The 17022-nt window shown below is 58.7% G+C and carries 16 protein-coding genes; 7 read left to right on the top strand and 9 right to left on the bottom strand.

The features are described from left to right. The first annotated feature begins 107 nt into the window (after positions 1 to 107). Complete coding sequence (locus tag AC2FJB_RS02870) at positions 108 to 467, top strand: hypothetical protein (protein WP_299641745.1); 360 nt, start codon at positions 108 to 110, stop codon at positions 465 to 467. A gap of 116 nt (positions 468 to 583) precedes the next feature. Here the strand turns inward: AC2FJB_RS02870 and proS are convergent, their stop codons facing one another. Next, positions 584 to 1924 (bottom strand): proline--tRNA ligase, encoded by a 1341-nt coding sequence (gene proS / locus AC2FJB_RS02875; RefSeq protein WP_117868287.1) that lies wholly within the window; start codon positions 1922 to 1924, stop codon positions 584 to 586. A gap of 168 nt (positions 1925 to 2092) precedes the next feature. Here proS and AC2FJB_RS02880 point away from each other — a divergent pair, with 168 nt between their 5' ends. From AC2FJB_RS02880 to AC2FJB_RS02900, 5 genes are all read left to right on the top strand, one after another. Then, entirely contained in the window at positions 2093 to 3457 is a 1365-nt protein-coding gene (locus AC2FJB_RS02880) for an FAD-dependent oxidoreductase (protein WP_496719107.1), read from the top strand. Then, positions 3457 to 4431 (top strand): isopenicillin N synthase family dioxygenase, encoded by a 975-nt coding sequence (locus AC2FJB_RS02885; protein WP_496719108.1) that lies wholly within the window; start codon positions 3457 to 3459, stop codon positions 4429 to 4431. Before AC2FJB_RS02880 ends, AC2FJB_RS02885 begins: the two co-directional genes overlap by 1 nt. Positions 4432 to 4520: 89 nt before the next feature. Continuing rightward, entirely contained in the window at positions 4521 to 5594 is a 1074-nt protein-coding gene (locus AC2FJB_RS02890) for an AI-2E family transporter (protein WP_117868285.1), read from the top strand. Then, positions 5595 to 6284 carry a P-loop NTPase family protein gene (locus AC2FJB_RS02895; RefSeq protein WP_496719109.1) on the top strand — a complete coding sequence of 230 codons (690 nt, stop codon included), beginning with the start codon at positions 5595 to 5597 and terminating at the stop codon, positions 6282 to 6284. Positions 6285 to 6333: 49 nt separating this feature from the next. Then, a complete protein-coding gene (locus AC2FJB_RS02900) occupies positions 6334 to 7878 on the top strand; it encodes a Ppx/GppA family phosphatase (RefSeq protein WP_496719110.1) in 1545 nt (514 codons plus the stop codon). Positions 7879 to 7890: 12 nt separating this feature from the next. On the opposite strand, the gene AC2FJB_RS02905 is transcribed toward AC2FJB_RS02900, so the two are convergent. The 6 genes from AC2FJB_RS02905 to scpA all read right to left on the bottom strand — a co-directional run bounded on the left by AC2FJB_RS02905 (position 7891) and on the right by scpA (position 13355). Continuing rightward, the gene (locus AC2FJB_RS02905) at positions 7891 to 8265 is read right to left on the bottom strand and encodes a hypothetical protein (protein ID WP_496681452.1); all 375 of its coding nucleotides are present in this window, start codon (positions 8263 to 8265) and stop codon (positions 7891 to 7893) included. A 37-nt stretch (positions 8266 to 8302) separates the two neighbouring features. Further along, the gene (locus AC2FJB_RS02910; RefSeq protein WP_496719170.1) at positions 8303 to 9304 is read right to left on the bottom strand and encodes an endonuclease/exonuclease/phosphatase family protein; all 1002 of its coding nucleotides are present in this window, start codon (positions 9302 to 9304) and stop codon (positions 8303 to 8305) included. Between the two features lie 4 nt (positions 9305 to 9308). After that, positions 9309 to 9989 (bottom strand): molecular chaperone DjiA, encoded by a 681-nt coding sequence (locus AC2FJB_RS02915; RefSeq protein WP_299894896.1) that lies wholly within the window; start codon positions 9987 to 9989, stop codon positions 9309 to 9311. 45 nt (positions 9990 to 10034) lie between these two features. Continuing rightward, positions 10035 to 10523, bottom strand: a complete 489-nt coding sequence (locus AC2FJB_RS02920) for a GNAT family N-acetyltransferase (protein WP_299894899.1) — start codon at positions 10521 to 10523, stop codon at positions 10035 to 10037. Then, a complete protein-coding gene (locus tag AC2FJB_RS02925; protein ID WP_299637918.1) occupies positions 10520 to 11122 on the bottom strand; it encodes a VOC family protein in 603 nt (200 codons plus the stop codon). Before AC2FJB_RS02925 ends, AC2FJB_RS02920 begins: the two co-directional genes overlap by 4 nt. A gap of 106 nt (positions 11123 to 11228) precedes the next feature. Further along, entirely contained in the window at positions 11229 to 13355 is a 2127-nt protein-coding gene (gene scpA, locus AC2FJB_RS02930) for a methylmalonyl-CoA mutase (RefSeq protein ID WP_496719111.1), read from the bottom strand. A 168-nt stretch (positions 13356 to 13523) separates the two neighbouring features. Here scpA and AC2FJB_RS02935 point away from each other — a divergent pair, with 168 nt between their 5' ends. After that, entirely contained in the window at positions 13524 to 13970 is a 447-nt protein-coding gene (locus tag AC2FJB_RS02935) for a DUF4174 domain-containing protein (RefSeq protein ID WP_117872598.1), read from the top strand. Between the two features lie 76 nt (positions 13971 to 14046). Here AC2FJB_RS02935 and AC2FJB_RS02940 read toward each other — a convergent pair whose 3' ends face one another. Together AC2FJB_RS02940 and AC2FJB_RS02945 are read right to left on the bottom strand one after the other, a co-directional pair. Further along, entirely contained in the window at positions 14047 to 16095 is a 2049-nt protein-coding gene (locus AC2FJB_RS02940) for an acetyl-CoA carboxylase biotin carboxylase subunit (protein ID WP_496719112.1), read from the bottom strand. A 116-nt stretch (positions 16096 to 16211) separates the two neighbouring features. Further along, positions 16212 to 16415 (bottom strand): hypothetical protein, encoded by a 204-nt coding sequence (locus AC2FJB_RS02945; RefSeq protein WP_117868275.1) that lies wholly within the window; start codon positions 16413 to 16415, stop codon positions 16212 to 16214. Between the last annotated feature and the right edge of the window lie 607 nt (positions 16416 to 17022).

Raw genomic sequence — 17022 nt, forward strand, 5'->3', positions numbered from 1 at the left:
CGAAAAGGCAACAATGGGCGCGAAATTTTATTACTCTTTTTGATTATTTTCAGAAACTTTGTCACCCTGTCTACGGGGGAACACATTTAAGGAGCGGGGGTCGCTCAATGAATTTTCAAATTTCAACCAACGGTGCGGGTGTTATTCCGTCCCGCCAAGCATCGACAGAACTGGATTGCGAGACAGCGGCGCTGCTGCGTGCGGCCATTCGGCCAATCTTTGCCAGCGCGGCAAGCTGGGGCAATCTGACGGATATTCTGAAAGACAAAGGGTACCGTCTGGTTTTCCGGCAAGGTCGTCTGTGTTTAACGGATCGAACCACGGACGCGCGGGTTTGCGGGTTGCAGTTTCTGGGCCTTGAGTTTCGCGAACTGGTCAGTCGACTGGGCCGACCGATCGTGGTGGCACGGGGCGACGGGGCCAATGGGGACATCCTGGCAAAGCGTCCGACAGCGGACCAAAGCTGAAGTCTGAACCGGGTGTCCTGGTCAGGCCGCGAGTGGCGGCCAGAGCAATATCATGGCCGCCTTCATGGATCAGGTCAGTTTAACGTGACAATCAGAGCAGGTACGGATGCTTGTGCTCAGGCAATCTGCTCGTAGATTTCAGCAACTTTGGTAACGGCGACCTCGGGGCTCAGTTCCTCGCTTTCGCCGGTCCGGCGGCAGGTCAGTTCAACAACACCATTCTTCAGACCACGCGGACCGACCGTGATCCGCCACGGCAGACCAATCAGATCCATGGTCGCAAACTTGCCCCCTGCCCGTTCGTTGCGATCATCATAGAGCGGTTCCAGCCCCAAGGCCGTCAGAGCGTTATAGATTTTGTCGCAGGCGGCGTCAGCTTCTTCATCACCTTGCTTCAGATTCACGATGCCACAATGGTACGGGGTCACACCCTCGGGCCATATGATGCCTTTGTCGTCATGGCTGGCCTCGATGATCGCGCCAACCAGACGACTGACGCCGATCCCGTGGCTGCCCATATGCACCGGAACCGGTTTTCCATCAGGGCCCTGCACAGTCGCGCCCAGTGGCTCGGAATACTTCGTGCCGAAGTAGAAGATCTGCCCAACTTCGATACCACGCGCCACGCGGCGGCGTTCTTCGGGGATCTGATTGAACAGCGCCTCGTCATGCGTTTCATCAGTGCGTGCATATTTCGAGGTGAACTCTTCCAGAATGGCCTGACACTGCTCGTGGCTGTCATAGTCAATCTCACGATCACCAAAGGTCAGGTCGGTGACGGCGCTGTCATAGAAGACCTCGGATTCACCGGTATCGGCCAGCACGAGGAACTCATGCGTATCATCGCCGCCAATGGGTCCGGAATCTGCACGCATCGGGATCGCCTGAAGGCCCATGCGCTCATAGGTGCGCAGATAGCTGACAAGATGGCGGTTATAGGCGTGCAGCGCGTCTTCCTTGGTGAGGTCGAAGTTATAGCCGTCCTTCATATAAAACTCACGGCCCCGCATCACGCCGAAACGCGGGCGGATTTCGTCACGGAACTTCCACTGAATCTGATAGAGCGTCAGCGGCAGGTCTTTGTAGCTGTTCACGTGGCCACGGAAGATATCAGTTACCAATTCTTCGGCTGTGGGTGTGAACAGCATGTCACGGTCATGTCGGTCCTTCATCCGCAGCATCTCCTGACCATAATCATCATACCGCCCAGATTCACGCCACAGATCCGCCGACTGGATGATGGGCATCTGAATCGCGATGTGACCGGCCCGCGCCTGTTCTTCGTGGACGATGTTTTCCAACTTGCGCAGCACTTTGAAACCCAGCGGCAGCCAGGAATAAATCCCCGCAGAGGCCTGCTTGATCATCCCGGCACGCAGCATCAGCCGATGGCTGACGATCTGGGCCTCGGAAGGGTTTTCCTTGAGAACGGGCAGAAAGTAACGGCTGAGGCGCATGGGTTAACCTTCAAAGGTAAATTTCGACTTCAAAGGTGATTATGTCAAACCACCGCCGGGGGCAATCGGGCATTGGTGTTTTTGCGACTTCGCATCAGTCGGTTTTTTGATTGACCCTCCAATCGGGAACTCCAATTGTGGCGCAAACTCAAAACCCATGAGGCCTTGATGCAGACCATTCAGGAACCCGCCCGCAGCATTCCCGTTGTCCACTCTACAGACGTGCTGGTCGTCGGGTCCGGTCCTGCCGGTTTGGCCGCAGCACTGGCCGCAGCGCGGACCGGTGTGGACGTCTCGCTGGTTGACCGGTTCGGGTGCATGGGCGGCAACATCACCGCCGTCGGCGTCGAAGGATTCGCGTGGTACCGGCACGAGCAAACCGTCGAGGCAGGCGGCATCGGGATGGAATTTGAAACCCGCGCCAAAGAGATGGGCGCGGCGGTGCCCGAAAGCCAGTCGCTCAGCTATGAACTCGACAGCGAAGGGTTCAAGCTGGTGGCGGACAAGCTGGTCGAAGAGGTGGGTGTTTATCCAATGCTGCACCGGCAATTCGTCGCCCCCATCATGGAAGGTGACCGGATCATCGGCATCATCACCGAATCCAAGGCCGGGCGTGAGGCGATACTGGCCAAGGTGGTAATCGATGCCACCGGCGACGCCGATGTGGCCCATCGCGCGGGGGCTCCGACGCATAAAACGCCACGGGAAGACATGATGGCCGCCTCTGTCATGTTCCACCTGGCGGGCGTCGACAAACGTGCCTTTATCGAGGGCGTCAAAGCAGACCCGCAGACCTACAAGGACTGGGGCGGCGGCGGTGAGTGGAATATCGAAACCAGCGGGAAAGAGGACGACATGTTCTCACCCTTCGTGCACAAGCCCTTCCAGCAGGCGATTGATGAAGGTCTGATCCCGCCGCATCTGAACACCATCGCCGGCACCTGGGGCGCGATGCATGACACAGGCGAACTCACCTACATGAACCTCATCCACCTGGCCGAGATCGATGGTACCGACCCCGACAGCCTGACGCGCGGTGAAATCGAAGGGCGCCGCCAATCGATGATGGCTATCGAAGCTTTGCGCCGGTTTATGCCCGGCTGCGAGAACGCGCGGCTGCGGAATTTCGGGATGACCATCGGTATTCGTGACACTCGCAAGATCGATGCGATGTACAACATGACCGAAAACGACGCCCGTTATCAGGGCCGGTTCGAGGACACGATCGGCATCTACCCCGAATTCATCGACGGGTATGGCATCCTGATCCTGCCGACCACGGGGCGGTATATGCAGGTCCCGTACCGCTCGATGCTGCCCAGGGGCATCAAAGGCCTGTTGGTTGCGGGACGGTCACACGGTGCCGACCGGGTGGCCCATGCTGCCACGCGAAACATGGCCTGCTGCGCAGTCATGGGTCAGGGCGCGGGCGTTGCAGCCGCGATGTCGCTGAAGGGCAATCAGGAACTGGATCAATTGAATCTGGCACCTGTACACACGGAACTAGAGCGTCAGGGGGTCAGGATTCACTGATGGACAACATTCCAACAATAGACATTTCGCCGCTGTACGATCATGGCACCGCAGCCTTTGATGCGACGGTACAAAGCATTATTGAAGCCTGCGCGGGGATCGGGTTTCTGTCCATCACCGGGACAGATGTGTCTCAGAAATGTGTGGATTACGTCCGTCAAGCCACACGAGAGATCTTTGCCATCACAGACTCCCGCAAATGGGATCAGGCTATCACGCGCGAGAACTATCGCGGTTATATCCCGATGGGTTTTTTCACACCCAACGATGGATCCGGCAAAGCCGACAAATACGAGGGTTACAAACTGCACCACGAGGTTGCCGCCACCGATCCCGTGCGCGCTGAGTGTGCCCTGTACGGCCCGAACCTGTGGCCCGCTGAAGTCCCCGAGGCCAAAGAGGTCATCCTGAGTTATTGGAGTCAATTGGACCGTGTCACTGATCTGTTGCTGGGCGCATTGGAATCCGGCCTGGGCTTGACCTCTGGCATTTTGCGCGACGCGTTCCGAAACCCGATGACCAATATGACACTGCTACACTATCCCCCGCAGGCTGCGGATGAAGCGGGCTATGGCATCCATCCGCACAAGGATACGGACGCACTGACCATCATCGCGCCCGACCCGGTGGGCGGGCTCCAGGTGCAGACCCGCAGCGGCAAGTGGATTTCACCGGACTGCCCACTTGGCGGCTTTGTGGTGAATATCGGCGACATGCTGGAGCTGTGGTCAGGCGGGCGGTTGAAATCCACGCCACATCGGGTGGTGAACAGATCGGGCAAAGAGCGGTACTCGTTCCCCTATTTCGCCGTACCCCGCCATGACGTCATTGTTGAACCATTGTTGCCCGCCCTGCCCGGCTTCGACCGTCCGGCAGTTCATTGTGGTCACTGGTCGGCGGAAATCTGGCGCACCAACTGGCCCGATGAAACCGCGGAAGAAGGCACCCCGGAACTGGGGACGTTGCACGATTGAAGCCGGCAAAGCCCTTCCCAATGAAGCGCTTGCATCATGGGCTTTGATACGCCAAGAACACCGGCAAGGGCCTGAACAAGGGGATCGCCATGGCTTTGCCGGTAAAGGATCAGCTGAGATACTGGAGCGTCGCCGCTGCGGTCTTTGTGTTGATCCTCTGGGCCTTGGGGGATGTCCTGCTGCCCTTCGTCATTGGCGGAGCAATTGCATACTTCCTTGATCCCGTTGCGGATCGGCTGGAGCGGCTGGGCCTGTCGCGTATGGCCGCCACGGCAATTATCACCGTCGTAGGTGTTTTGGGATTTGTACTTGCAATTTTGATGGTGGTACCTGCTCTGATCACCCAGCTGCTGGATCTGATCGACGTTCTGCCCGATCTGTTCAAGCAATTGCGCGGGTTCATTGAAAAACAGTTCCCGTCCTTACTGGATCGAGAGTCGAACACGCATCAGATGCTTTTGTCCTTCGGCGAAACACTGAAATCCAAGACAGGGGATGTTCTGGAAACGGTTATTGCTTCACTTGGGTCTGCGATAAATATTGTTGTCCTTCTGGTGATCGTACCCGTCGTGGCTGTTTACCTGCTGCTGGACTGGGATCGCATGATCGCCCGCATCGGAGAGCTCCTGCCGCGTGACCATGCCCCCACCATCAGGCGGCTGGCCGGTGAGATTGACGCCGTGCTGGCCTCTTTCGTGCGCGGGATGGGAACGGTCTGCCTGATCCTTGGCACCTATTATGCGGTTGCCCTGATGCTTGCCGGTCTGCAATTTGGCCTGATTGTGGGCTTCATTGCGGGATTGGTCACGTTCATCCCTTATCTGGGCGCCCTGATCGGTGGCTCATTGGCCATCGGGCTGGCGCTGTTTCAGTTCTGGGGTGATTGGGCTCATATCGGGCTGATCGCAGGCATCTTTGCCATCGGACAGGTCACCGAGGGAAATTTCCTGACACCCAAGCTGGTGGGCAGCTCTGTCGGGCTGCACCCGGTCTGGCTGCTGCTGGCCCTGTCTGTCTTTGGGGCTTTGTTCGGGTTTGTCGGCATGCTTATCGCCGTGCCCGTGGCCGCAGCATTGGGCGTGCTGACCCGATTTGCCACATCGCTGTACCTGGACAGCCGACTTTATACCGGTCTTGAAGGTCAGGATCAGGAAACCGAGTAGATGGCCCGACAACTCAGCTTTGATCTGCCCGCCAAGACTGCGCTCGGGCGAGAAGATTTCTTTGTGTCGCCAGCCAATGCTTTGGCCGTGGCGATGATCTCGGCCACATCCTGGCCGGGAAACAAGCTCGTTCTGACTGGCCCGGCTGGCGCAGGGAAAACCCATCTGGCGCATGTCTGGGCCGCGGAAACCGGCGGACGCATCATTCAGGCCGCTGACCTGCGGTATGACGATGTGCCGGATCTGGCACGTAGGCCAATTGCCGTCGAAGACGTGCCCATGATCGCCGACGATACCGACCAGCAAAAAACGCTTTTTCATCTGCACAATCTGGTTCTGGCCGAAGGGAACGCCCTGCTGATGACTGGTCGGCTGGCCCCGAAATTCTGGGAATTGCCACTGGCCGACCTGCAAAGCCGGGTCGAAGGCGCCCATCACGTGGCGCTGGATCCGCCCGACGATGCGTTGCTGGGTGCGGTTCTGGCCAAACTGTTCGTAGATCGGCAGCTGAACCCCGGCCCCGAGGTAATCGCCTATCTGGTCAAACACATGGATCGGCGATTTGAAACTGCGGCCGACGTGGTTGCGCAGCTGGATCAATTGGCCCTCATGGAAAAGCGCGACATCACCCGTTCCCTGGCCGTGCGGGTTTTGAACATGAGCCCGGAAAGGATCGAGACGGGTGATTGACCAGCACCCGCCAATTTCGCATCCTCACACAGCATTATCTGGAAGACACATGGATCAGACCGCTGCAACCGACATCCCTGATTGGGGGCCCTTCGGAAAGCCACTGTTCGACGAGCCTGGAACCCGGGCATTGTCGCGTGTCGGAGTTGTCGATGTCGGATCCAACTCGGTCCGAATGGTCATCTTTGACGGTGCGGCCCGATCGCCGGCCTATTTCTACAATGAAAAGGTCATGTGCGAATTGGGCGCGGGCCTGTCCGAGACCGGTCGACTGAATCCGCGTGGACGCGAACGTGCGCTGGCGGCGCTGCGACGGTTTCAGAATCTGGCGATGGATCTGGAATTGCCGGGTCTGCATGTCGTGGCCACGGCAGCTGTACGCGAGGCCAAGGACGGACCGGATTTCTGCAATCAGGTGAAGGCGAAAACCGGGCTGCACGTGGAAGTCATCACCGGAGAAGAAGAAGCCCGTTTTTCAGCTCAGGGTGTGTTGCTGGGATGGCCCGGCGCCTATGGCCTGATCTGCGACATCGGCGGATCTTCGATGGAGCTGGCCGAGATCGGGGACGGTCAGGTGGGCCGCCGCCTGACCTCGGCGCTCGGGCCACTGAAACTGCGAGATATCAAGGGCGGACGGCGTGCACGCAAGGCCCATATCAAAAGCACGATGGAAAAGCTGCGCGATGAGATGGGTCCGCAGCGGGATCGTCTGTTTCTGGTTGGCGGCAGCTGGCGGGCATTTGCCCGGCTGGACATGCTGCGGCGAGGCTATCCGCTGATCGTTCTGCATGAATACCGCATGACGACAAAACAGGTCCGCGAAACGATCAAGTTCATTGAAAAGAACGATCATGAAAAGCTGCGCAGCCAGGCCGGTGTATCCAGCTCGCGCATGTCGCTCATCCCCTACGCGATGGATGTTCTGGCCCGGCTGATCCGAACGTTCAAACCAAAGGATATCGCCATTTCCAGCTACGGTATCCGTGAAGGATTGCTGTATGAACAGATGTCGCAGGAATTACGCGACCGCGACCCGTTGATCGAAGCAAGCCTTTTTTCCGAATCCAAGGATGCCCGCCTGCCCGGATTTGGTCGCAACCTCTACGATTTCGTGATGCCGCTGTTCAAATCTGCCCCCCCCAGCAGCGTTCGACTGATCAAGGCTGCGTGCCTGCTGCACGATGTCAGCTGGCGTGCTCATCCCGACTACCGGGCCGAAGTCTGTTTCGACAACGTCACCCGCGCCAATCTGGGTGGTTTGAAGCATTCCGAACGTGTCTTTATCGGGCTGGCCTTGCAGCACCGGTATCGCAACAAACGCGAGGGCAACCGGTTTGCACCCTTGTATGATCTGCTGGACGAAAAAGGCCAGAAAGAGGCCGAGATCTTGGGCAAGGCGATGCGCTTTGGCGCGATGCTGTGGATGCATAATGACGCCAATATGGGGCGCCTGAAATTCTACCCCAAAAAGCGCGAGTTGGAGCTGTATCTGCCCGAAGCAGCGGCCCCCCTGTTCAGCGAAGTTGCCGAAGCGCGCCTGAATTCTCTGGCAAACGCCCTGAAATCCGATACGCGCGTGATCATCAGGGGCTGACCATCGATCCGATCAGATATCAGTTGCCCCTTCGGGCAACTCATCACTCTCGTCTTCAGGCTCTGGCAGTTCCTCGGCCTGCTTCCTTCGGATGATGATGTCGCCATTGGGCAAGATCTCGGGCGCTTCATAAGCGCTCCAGTCCTTGATCTCAGCCCCCAGCTCGGCCAGTGCCGGGCCCATTTCCCGCAAGAACGACTGCAACGCCGGGCCAAACTCATCCGCGAGGCCCAGCAGCTCATCCAGCGCCGGATCCATTTCCTTGCGCAGACCTTCAAAAAACAGTTCAGCCCCCTGCTCCATCAGGGATTTGCTGTTTTCCTCCTGCGACATGGCGGGTGCGGCAATGCCAGCCGTGATCATGCTGATCAGCAAAACGTGTTTCATACCTGATATATAGTCGCCCTGCCGCAGGCGTGAAAGGTCACAGGTCGATGTCCAGCGTGACCGGGAAATGATCCGACGCCGTCAACAGCGCCTGTCGCAGGTCCGGTGCGGACCAGCAGACCGCGTCGCGAAACGGATGCCAAATACGCCAGCCCGGGCGGTATGCACGCAGATCCTGGGTAATCATTATATAATCCAGAAGAGCCTCGAGAAACCTGCCTTCTTTCGGGCGGGTAAAGCGGGCCGTAGAGGGTATCGATCCGGGCCGAAATCCATGAGCAGTCACCGCGTGCGGGTCGAACAACCCCGCTTGCAGCAAAATCTCGACCGAAGACCGGCCGAACAGATGTTCGAACTCATCCAGCCCGGGACCGTCGTTCAGGTCGCCCAGCAAAATGACAGGTTCTTGGCTTGCAACGTGAATCTCGACCCGCCTGGCCAGCCAGACCGCCTGCGCCAGTTGCTTGCGGCGGTTGGCAATCGAGATACGGATCGCCTCATCCCGCGACTCAGCCCCATGCGGAGCCTTGGATTTCAAATGAGCGCCGATCAGCCGGACCTCGCGGCCCGATTGCGTGGTCACCGCCAATTCCATCGGTGGTTTGGAAAACCGCACAACATCCTCGGTCGCATCTATATCCAGATCGATCCTGAACTCGCTATCGAACCGGGGGGCCAACGGGTCGTCGATGTCACCCCTGGGATCATGGCGCGCGGTAAGAACGGTCCTGTCGTAAAGCAGCGCCAGCTCCTGATGCGTGTCGTTGGCAAACCCCATCACCGCGTCAGAGGTGCGCAGATCAAATGCCTCGGCAAAGGTTTGCAGGGCCCGCACCGTATTCTGGCGTTTACCGGTGTTCGGAGCCTCGACGATCAATACCGCGTCTGCGTCAATCGCGGTCAGCACTTTGGCAATCGCCTCGACCTGCTGCGCCTTGGTGACGTCATGCCGACCGGACCAGGTGTCATCGACAATCAGATTGTCTTTTTGATCAAAAAGATTTGCGAACCATTCGATATTATAGGTCGCCAGCCGCATCCTGTCAGGCCCGCGCCCCGTTGATCTCATCCCAGGCGCGGTTGATATCGATCATCTTTTTCTCGGCCAGTCTGATCGCCTCTTCCGGGACACCGCGCGCCATCATGGCGTCCGGGTGCGTTTCGCGGACCAGTTGTCGCCAGACTTTGCGGATATCGGGCAATAGCATGTCCTGCGGCACACCCAGAACCGTGTAAGGATCTTTTGGAGCATCCGGCACAAATCGCGCCCGCAATGCTTTGAATTGAGCGTCGGTCTGCCCGAAGATCTTGCTCACTTCTTCCAAAAACGCGTTCTCATTGGGGTGGTAGAACCCATCGGCCATGGCGATGTGAAACAGCCCTTCCATCAGGTCGCAAAGCGTGGTGCTGTCTTCGGCAAACATCCGGGCGATCTTTCGGGCATAGTCCTGATACCCCGCCACATCCGTGCGGGCCATGTTGAAGACCCGCGCGGCACCTTCTTCGTCTTCACGCGCGATCTGAAACACATCGCGGAAGGCCGTAACCTCGTCTCGTGTCACCTGACCGTCTGCCTTGGCCATTTTTGCGCCCAGCGCAATCACTGCAATCGTGAACGCCACCGAACGTTCCGGGGGCGAACGCAGTTTTTCAAAAACTGCGGTCAGGCTTTCGCCTTGGGCCAGCGCACTGAGCGCTTCGGATATGCGGGTCCAGATCGACATGGGCATACACTAGCGTCACAATCCGGGACTGTCAGGTGCGACAGATCACTCAGGCGAAAGAATTTTCTGCATCAGCACAAGATCCAGCCGTTGACCCCATTTGAACCCTACTTCGGGCATTCGACCAACCTGCAAAAAGCCCAGCGCCGCGTGGAACGCCACAGCGCCCGGATTGGCCGAGGAGATGCCTGCAACCAACACATGCAGCCCGTCGGTTCGTGCGGCCTTCTCCAGCGCTTGCATCAAAGCACGCCCAACGCCCTTTCCGCGCGCGTCCGGTGACAGCTGGATCGAGTGTTCGCGCGTCTGCGCGTATCCGGGACCCGCACGAAACTGGGCATAGGTGGCAAAACCAACAACTTGCCCATCATGTTCGGCGACCAGAAACCCGGTGCCCCGCGCCGAGATGTCCTCGGTAATTTGCGTCGTGCTACGCTCATCGGTCGTGAACGTGATCAAGGACTCGCGAATGATCGCATTGGTGATCCTGGCGATTGCCGGCGCATCCGCCCGCATGGCCGGGCGAATGATCATTCCAGCACCCGAATCCCATGAGGAGTCTCGAATTCCGCCCTGAGCGCGGCCGGGCCGGTGTCGAACACCACATGATCCAATGCACCCAGATGTTTGGCCAGCGTCAATGCATCCGGGTGGTACACAACCAAACGCCGCAGCCGACAGGCGCTGTCTTGCAGCATGTCGGCCGGGTGAAGGTCGCCCTGCCATTCGATAAGTGCGGGAAACAGGTTGTCGAACGGCAAGCGCCCGGTTGGCGGAACCGCCATGCGCCATCGTAACGCCCCCCGGGTCAGGTCGATCGGTTTCCCGACACCATCGGGAAACATCGAAAGCGAGGCTTCGATATCCTCGACCCGGCAAATCCAGTTGGTCAGACGCGGGCTGCCCTCAAATCGGTCCAGATCGAACCACCGCGTTCTGCCCGGAGTTTGCGCCTGCGGGTCGATCGCAATCGCTTCCAGATAGAGCCCGCCCCTGAGACCCAGCAACTTGTTGTATGTCCCGAACGTCTCGTGCTTGCCGCCGGGTTGCAGCGCAACGCCAAGCGCTTGTTCGATATGGGCAGTTGCGTCTTCCAGCGTTTCACCCGCGACGGCCAGATGATCCAGTAACATGCGCCACCTCCTGCAAGTTTTACGGCCAGATCCTTGCGGATCTGGCCGTATGTTTTCGCCAAAGAGGCGCGATCACAAGAGGTTTCGAAGAAAAACCTGACCTTCGTCAACCGCGCGCTTCGCTGATCAGGCGCAGGATGTCCTGAGCGGCCTCGGGAATGTTGGTGCCCGGACCAAAGATGGCCTTGACCCCATGATCGTATAGGAACTGGTAGTCCTGCTGCGGGATCACCCCGCCGCAGATCACGATGATGTCCTCGGCCCCGGCCTTTTTCAGCTCTTCCACCAGTTGCGGGGCCAATGTCTTGTGCCCTGCCGCCTGCGAGGAAATGCCGACCACATGCACGTCATTGTCGACCGCGTCCTGCGCAGCCTCAGCCGGTGTCTGGAACAAGGGGCCCACGTCCACGTCAAACCCGATATCGGCAAAAGCGGTCGCGATGACCTTGGCACCCCGGTCGTGTCCATCCTGCCCCATCTTGACCACCAGAAGACGGGGGCGGCGGCCTTCGGCCTCGGCGAATTCCTCAATGGATTTCTGGATCGCGGCAAAGCCTTCGTCACCCTCATAGGCCGCGCCATAAACGCCGGCCAGGGTTTTCACCTCGGCGCGGTGGCGGCCGAATTCCTTCTCCATTGCCATGCTGATCTCTCCTACGGATGCGCGGGCACGGGCGGCCTCGACGGCGGCGGCCAGCAGGTTTCCTCCCTCGCGGGTGGTCGTGGTCAGTGCGTCCAGTGCCTGTTGACAGGCGGCCTCGTCCCGCGTTGCACGGATACGTTCCAGCCGTGCGACCTGAGCTTCGCGTACGGCCACGTTGTCGACGTCCAGGATATCGATCGGGTCTTCCTGTTCCTTACGGTACTTGTTGACGCCGACGATGACCTCTTCACCCCGGTCGATCATGGCCTGACGGCGTGCCGCGCTTTCCTCGATCCGCAGCTTGGGCATACCCGAGGCCACGGCCTTGGTCATACCACCCATTTCCTCGACCTCTTCCATCAGGGCCCAGGCTTTTTCGACCAACTCATTGGTCAGGCTTTCGACATAGTAGGACCCGGCCAGCGGATCGACCACATCGGTTACACCGGTTTCTTCCTGAAGCACCAGTTGCGTGTTCCGTGCGATGCGGGCAGAGAAATCCGTGGGCAGGGCAATCGCCTCGTCCAGCGCGTTGGTGTGAAGCGACTGTGTGCCGCCCAGTACTGCACTCATGGCCTCATAGGCGGTACGGATGACGTTGTTGTAGGGGTCCTGTTCCTGCAAGCTGACACCCGAAGTCTGGCAGTGTGTCCGCAGCATCTTTGAGCGCTCGGACTTTGCCCCGAACTCGGTCATGACCCGGTGCCACAGCGTGCGTGCGGCACGCAGTTTGGCGATTTCCATGAAAAAGTTCATGCCGATGGCAAAGAAGAAAGAAAGGCGACCTGCAAACTTGTCGACGTCCATACCCGCTTCGGTCGCGGCCCGAACGTATTCGCGCCCATCGGCCAGCGTATAGGCCAGCTCCTGAACCAGGTTCGCCCCGGCCTCTTGCATGTGATAGCCTGAGATCGAGATCGAATTGAACTTGGGCATTTCATTCGAGGTGTATTCAATGATGTCCGAGATGATCTTCATCGACGGTTCGGGCGGATAGATATATGTGTTGCGCACCATGAACTCTTTCAGAATGTCGTTCTGAATGGTGCCGGACAGGACAGATTTGTCGTGACCCTGTTCTTCACCCGCAACGATGAAATTCGCCAGAATCGGGATCACCGCACCGTTCATGGTCATCGAGACCGAGACCTTATCGAGCGGGATGCCGTCGAACAGGATCTTCATGTCTTCGACACTGTCGATGGCCACGCCAGCCTTACCAACATCACCAACCACCCGGGGATGGTCGCTGTCATAGCCGCGATGCGTCGCCAGATCGAACGCGACCGAAACCCCCTGCTGACCGGCCGCAAGATTGCGACGGTAGAATGCGTTGGATTCTTCGGCGGTGGAAAAGCCCGCATATTGACGGATCGTCCACGGACGGCCCGCATACATCGTGGCCTTCACGCCGCGTGTAAACGGACCAAAGCCCGGCAGCGAGCCCATATGCGGCAAATCGGCGGTGTCTTCCTGCGTATAGAGCGGCTTGACCGCGATGCCTTCCAGAGTCTCTTTGGTCAGGTCGTCCAACGGACGTCCGCGCAGCTCTTTCTCGGCCAGCGCTTTCCAGTCCTTCGTGTCGGTCATTTCGGTTTCCTCTCGTCAATTCGGATGGCGGCAGTCGAAAGCTTCCGCATTGAGGTCCTGCACTTGGCCGTTTCATTCAGGCGCAAGCGCGACATTTTGAGTGTTTGGTACAAATCGTCGGTCGCAATCGGTGGCACAGAGGCTATATTCGAAGGAACAGGAGGCCACATGATACGCACGCTTGCCTTTGTTTTCTCGGCACTAATCCCGCTGTCCGTCTGGGCGGCGGATGGCACAGCGACGACGGATGACAGCTTTGTCCGCCCGGTAGGTGACAGCGAACTCAGCGATTTTCTCTGGGTCAGCCGCCCGATCGTGGTTTTTGCCGACACGCCGGCGGACCCGCGGTTCCAACAACAGATCGACATGTTGCTCGAAGGTGAGGCCGCCATGCGTGAACGCGACGTGGTGGTTCTGACCGATACCGATCCGTCGGCGCGGTCCCCGATCCGGTCACAGTTGCGGCCGCGTGGTTTCCAGATGGTATTCGTCGACAAGGACGGTGTGGTCAAACTGCGCAAACCTTCTCCGTGGAGCGTGCGCGAGATTGGCCGGTCCATCGACAAGACCCCCCTGCGCGAACGCGAAATCCGCGATCGCCGCGAAGGCGGCTGAACGCTTTCGCCACCCCGAAAGACCCCGGCACGGAATGCCGGAGGCTTTGACTGGTATGACAAACGCGCGATCATGATCACTCGAACTCGATGATCACTTCGTCCACAGCGAGGCTGTCGCCGGGGCCCGCATTGATCTTGGCAACGGTGCCCTTCTTCTCGGCGCGCAGGATGTTTTCCATCTTCATCGCCTCAATTGTGCACAGCGCCTGACCTTCCTGCACCTCTTGCCCCACTTCGACGTCGATCTTCACGACAAGGCCGGGCATCGGGCAAAGCAGCATTTTCGAGGTGTCGGGCGGCAGTTTTTCGGGCATCAGACGCGCCAGTTCGGCCTGACGCGGGGTACGTATCTGCACCTTGAGGTCCGCGCCGCGGTTACGGATGCGGAACCCACCCGAGACCTTGCCCACTTTCATGACCAGCGGCGCGCCGTCGACCATCATGGTGGCCAGCTGATCGCCCGGGGTCCAATCGCCCGTCACCCTCATTTCCTGACCATTGTCGAACCTGACCGTGGCCCCATCCTGATCCGCCATCACCTTGACAGGCCACTGGATCTCGCCCCCCAGGGTGACAACCCAATCGGTGCCGACCTTGCGTTCGTGATTGTCCATCCGGCCCGACACACGGGTCCGGCGAATTTCGGCAACGCGATGCATCGCCGCGCAGGACGCTGCAATCCGACGCAGGTCCGCCTCCGGAAGTTCCACGCCTTCGAACCCGTCCGGGTATTCTTCTGCGATGAACGCCGTGGTCATATCGCCGCTGATGAATTTCGGATGATCCATCACGGCGGACAGGAACGGCAGGTTGTGGCCAATGCCTTCAACCTCGAAACTGTCCAGCGCCACGCGCATCGCCTCGATCGCCTGCTCGCGGGTCGGAGCCCAGGTACACAGCTTGGCAATCATCGGGTCGTAATACATGCTAATCTCACCGCCTTCATAGACGCCGGTATCATTTCGAACGGCAACATCCCCTTCGGGCGCGTCCCCTTGCCATTTGCCGTTGACCAGCATCGGTCCGGCTGCCGTCTCCTGTGGCGGGCGGTACCGGGTCAAACGGCCAATCGACGGCAAGAAGCCACGATACGGATCCTCGGCGTACAGGCGGTTTTCGATCGCCCATCCGGTCAGCGCCACGTCATCCTGCGTGATTGAAAGCTTCTCACCCGCTGCGACGCGGATCATCTGTTCGACCAGATCAACGCCGGTGATCAATTCGGTAACAGGGTGTTCCACCTGCAAGCGCGTGTTCATTTCAAGGAAGTAGAAGTTCTTTTCACCGTCAACGATGAACTCGACTGTGCCCGCGCTGGAATAGCCCACGGCCTTGGCCAGAGACACGGCCTGCTCCCCCATGGCCTTGCGTGTCGCTGCGTCCAGAAACGGCGACGGTGCCTCTTCCACGACTTTCTGGTTCCGGCGCTGGATCGAGCATTCGCGCTCGCCCAGATAGATGCCGTTTCCATGACTGTCGCACAGAACCTGAATTTCAATGTGACGCGGTTGGGTCACAAATTTCTCGATGAAGATCCGGTCATCCCCGAACGAGCTTGCGGCTTCGTTCTTTGACGACTGAAAGCCCTCGCGCGCTTCGTCATCATTCCACGCGATCCGCATACCCTTGCCACCGCCCCCGGCGCTGGCCTTGATCATGACAGGATAGCCGATCTGGTTCGAGATTTTGACTGCCTCGTCGGCGTCTTCGATCAGCCCCATGTATCCGGGAACTGTCGATACGTTTGCCTCCTGAGCGATTTTCTTCGAGGTAATCTTGTCGCCCATTGCCTCGATCGCACCTTTCGGGGGACCGACAAAAGCCACGCCTTCGGCTTCCAGCGCCTCGGCAAACTTGGCGTTTTCGGACAGGAAGCCATAACCCGGATGGACCGCCTGCGCGCCGCTCTGGCGGATGGCATCCATGACCTTGTCGATCACGATGTAAGACTGGTTGGCAGGTGGCGGGCCGATATGAATGGCTTCATCCGCCATCGACACATGCAGCGCGTTCTTGTCCGCGTCGGAGAAAATGGCGACGGTGCCGATACCCATCTTGCGGGCAGTCTTGATAACCCGGCAGGCGATCTCGCCCCGGTTGGCGATCAGGATCTTATTGAACATGGAACGTCCTTTGGCTTGGTGTTCTGGAAACGCAAAACGCCGCCGCAGAGAACAATCCCCACGACGGCGTGATACGCGATGACGGGCGGGACGACACGCGCCCCGCAAAATATGCGTTAGTTACAGGTGTTCTGTGTTTTGCAGTAAAGCACGTTGCCCGCCGCACCGACTGCTGCGCCAAACAACGGGTCCGCGCTGAGGACCGCTGCCCCCACTGCCCCGGCACCTCCGCCGAGGATTGCCTGTTCGCCCGTGGTGTCTCCGCAGGCGGCCAGGCCCGCGCAGGTCGTCGCAACAAGGATGAAGCGTGAGAATCGCATAGTATCTGCCCTTTTTGGTTTCTTGGTCCTTTTCGGGTCAGATGCGCGAAACACGCATTGTTATTCAATATCAACGGACGCGCAGGCGAATTTTGTGCGGGATTTTGCCTCTTTTTGTCCGTTACAGGCAAAAAGAAAAACGCGGACAGGACTATGTGGGGAACACAAGCCTGCCCGCGCAAGGAAGGGGTACGGAATAGTAGGTGCATGTGCGGCGCAGGCAAAGTAGAGCCGCACGGCTCATCCAGTTTGCACAGCACAATATTGCCAGCAAACACAGTATTGTTTCCAATCGGGATTTCGGCTGGAATCTGCCCACACCGGGAAATGCCGCGCAACTTCGCGCCGATACCCGTTCGATACTGCTCGGGCATTTCAAGCTGCTTTGCCGTCACGGTTTCGTGACAGATCAAGCTGCTGTCAGCGCGCTTCGCAGTTGCAGCATCACGACTCTCTGTCAGCGTTGGACATACAGAAACGCCTTGCGCCAATGAGTTGTCCAAGCGGCTCAAGACGTCGTGTTTCAGCGCCGTGAAAAACACACATTTGCTTGAAAAATCAAAGTCTTCACTTCCCATTCTCGTGATTTCCCAAGATTTGCACCTCG

It is taken from the genome of Ruegeria sp. CDSC085 (genome assembly GCF_059610465.1).

Coding starts and splice junctions, on each gene's coding strand:
- AC2FJB_RS02945 (WP_117868275.1), bottom strand. CDS start 16,415: ATGCGATTCTCACGCTTCATCCTTGTTGCGACGACCTGCGCGGGCCTG.
- AC2FJB_RS02900 (WP_496719110.1), top strand. CDS start 6,334: ATGGATCAGACCGCTGCAACCGACATCCCTGATTGGGGGCCCTTCGGA.
- AC2FJB_RS02895 (WP_496719109.1), top strand. CDS start 5,595: ATGGCCCGACAACTCAGCTTTGATCTGCCCGCCAAGACTGCGCTCGGG.
- AC2FJB_RS02880 (WP_496719107.1), top strand. CDS start 2,093: ATGCAGACCATTCAGGAACCCGCCCGCAGCATTCCCGTTGTCCACTCT.
- proS (WP_117868287.1), bottom strand. CDS start 1,924: ATGCGCCTCAGCCGTTACTTTCTGCCCGTTCTCAAGGAAAACCCTTCC.
- AC2FJB_RS02935 (WP_117872598.1), top strand. CDS start 13,524: ATGATACGCACGCTTGCCTTTGTTTTCTCGGCACTAATCCCGCTGTCC.
- AC2FJB_RS02915 (WP_299894896.1), bottom strand. CDS start 9,989: ATGTCGATCTGGACCCGCATATCCGAAGCGCTCAGTGCGCTGGCCCAA.
- AC2FJB_RS02925 (WP_299637918.1), bottom strand. CDS start 11,122: ATGTTACTGGATCATCTGGCCGTCGCGGGTGAAACGCTGGAAGACGCA.
- AC2FJB_RS02905 (WP_496681452.1), bottom strand. CDS start 8,265: ATGAAACACGTTTTGCTGATCAGCATGATCACGGCTGGCATTGCCGCA.
- scpA (WP_496719111.1), bottom strand. CDS start 13,355: ATGACCGACACGAAGGACTGGAAAGCGCTGGCCGAGAAAGAGCTGCGC.
- AC2FJB_RS02910 (WP_496719170.1), bottom strand. CDS start 9,304: ATGCGGCTGGCGACCTATAATATCGAATGGTTCGCAAATCTTTTTGAT.
- AC2FJB_RS02885 (WP_496719108.1), top strand. CDS start 3,457: ATGGACAACATTCCAACAATAGACATTTCGCCGCTGTACGATCATGGC.
- AC2FJB_RS02890 (WP_117868285.1), top strand. CDS start 4,521: ATGGCTTTGCCGGTAAAGGATCAGCTGAGATACTGGAGCGTCGCCGCT.
- AC2FJB_RS02940 (WP_496719112.1), bottom strand. CDS start 16,095: ATGTTCAATAAGATCCTGATCGCCAACCGGGGCGAGATCGCCTGCCGG.
- AC2FJB_RS02920 (WP_299894899.1), bottom strand. CDS start 10,523: ATGATCATTCGCCCGGCCATGCGGGCGGATGCGCCGGCAATCGCCAGG.
- AC2FJB_RS02870 (WP_299641745.1), top strand. CDS start 108: ATGAATTTTCAAATTTCAACCAACGGTGCGGGTGTTATTCCGTCCCGC.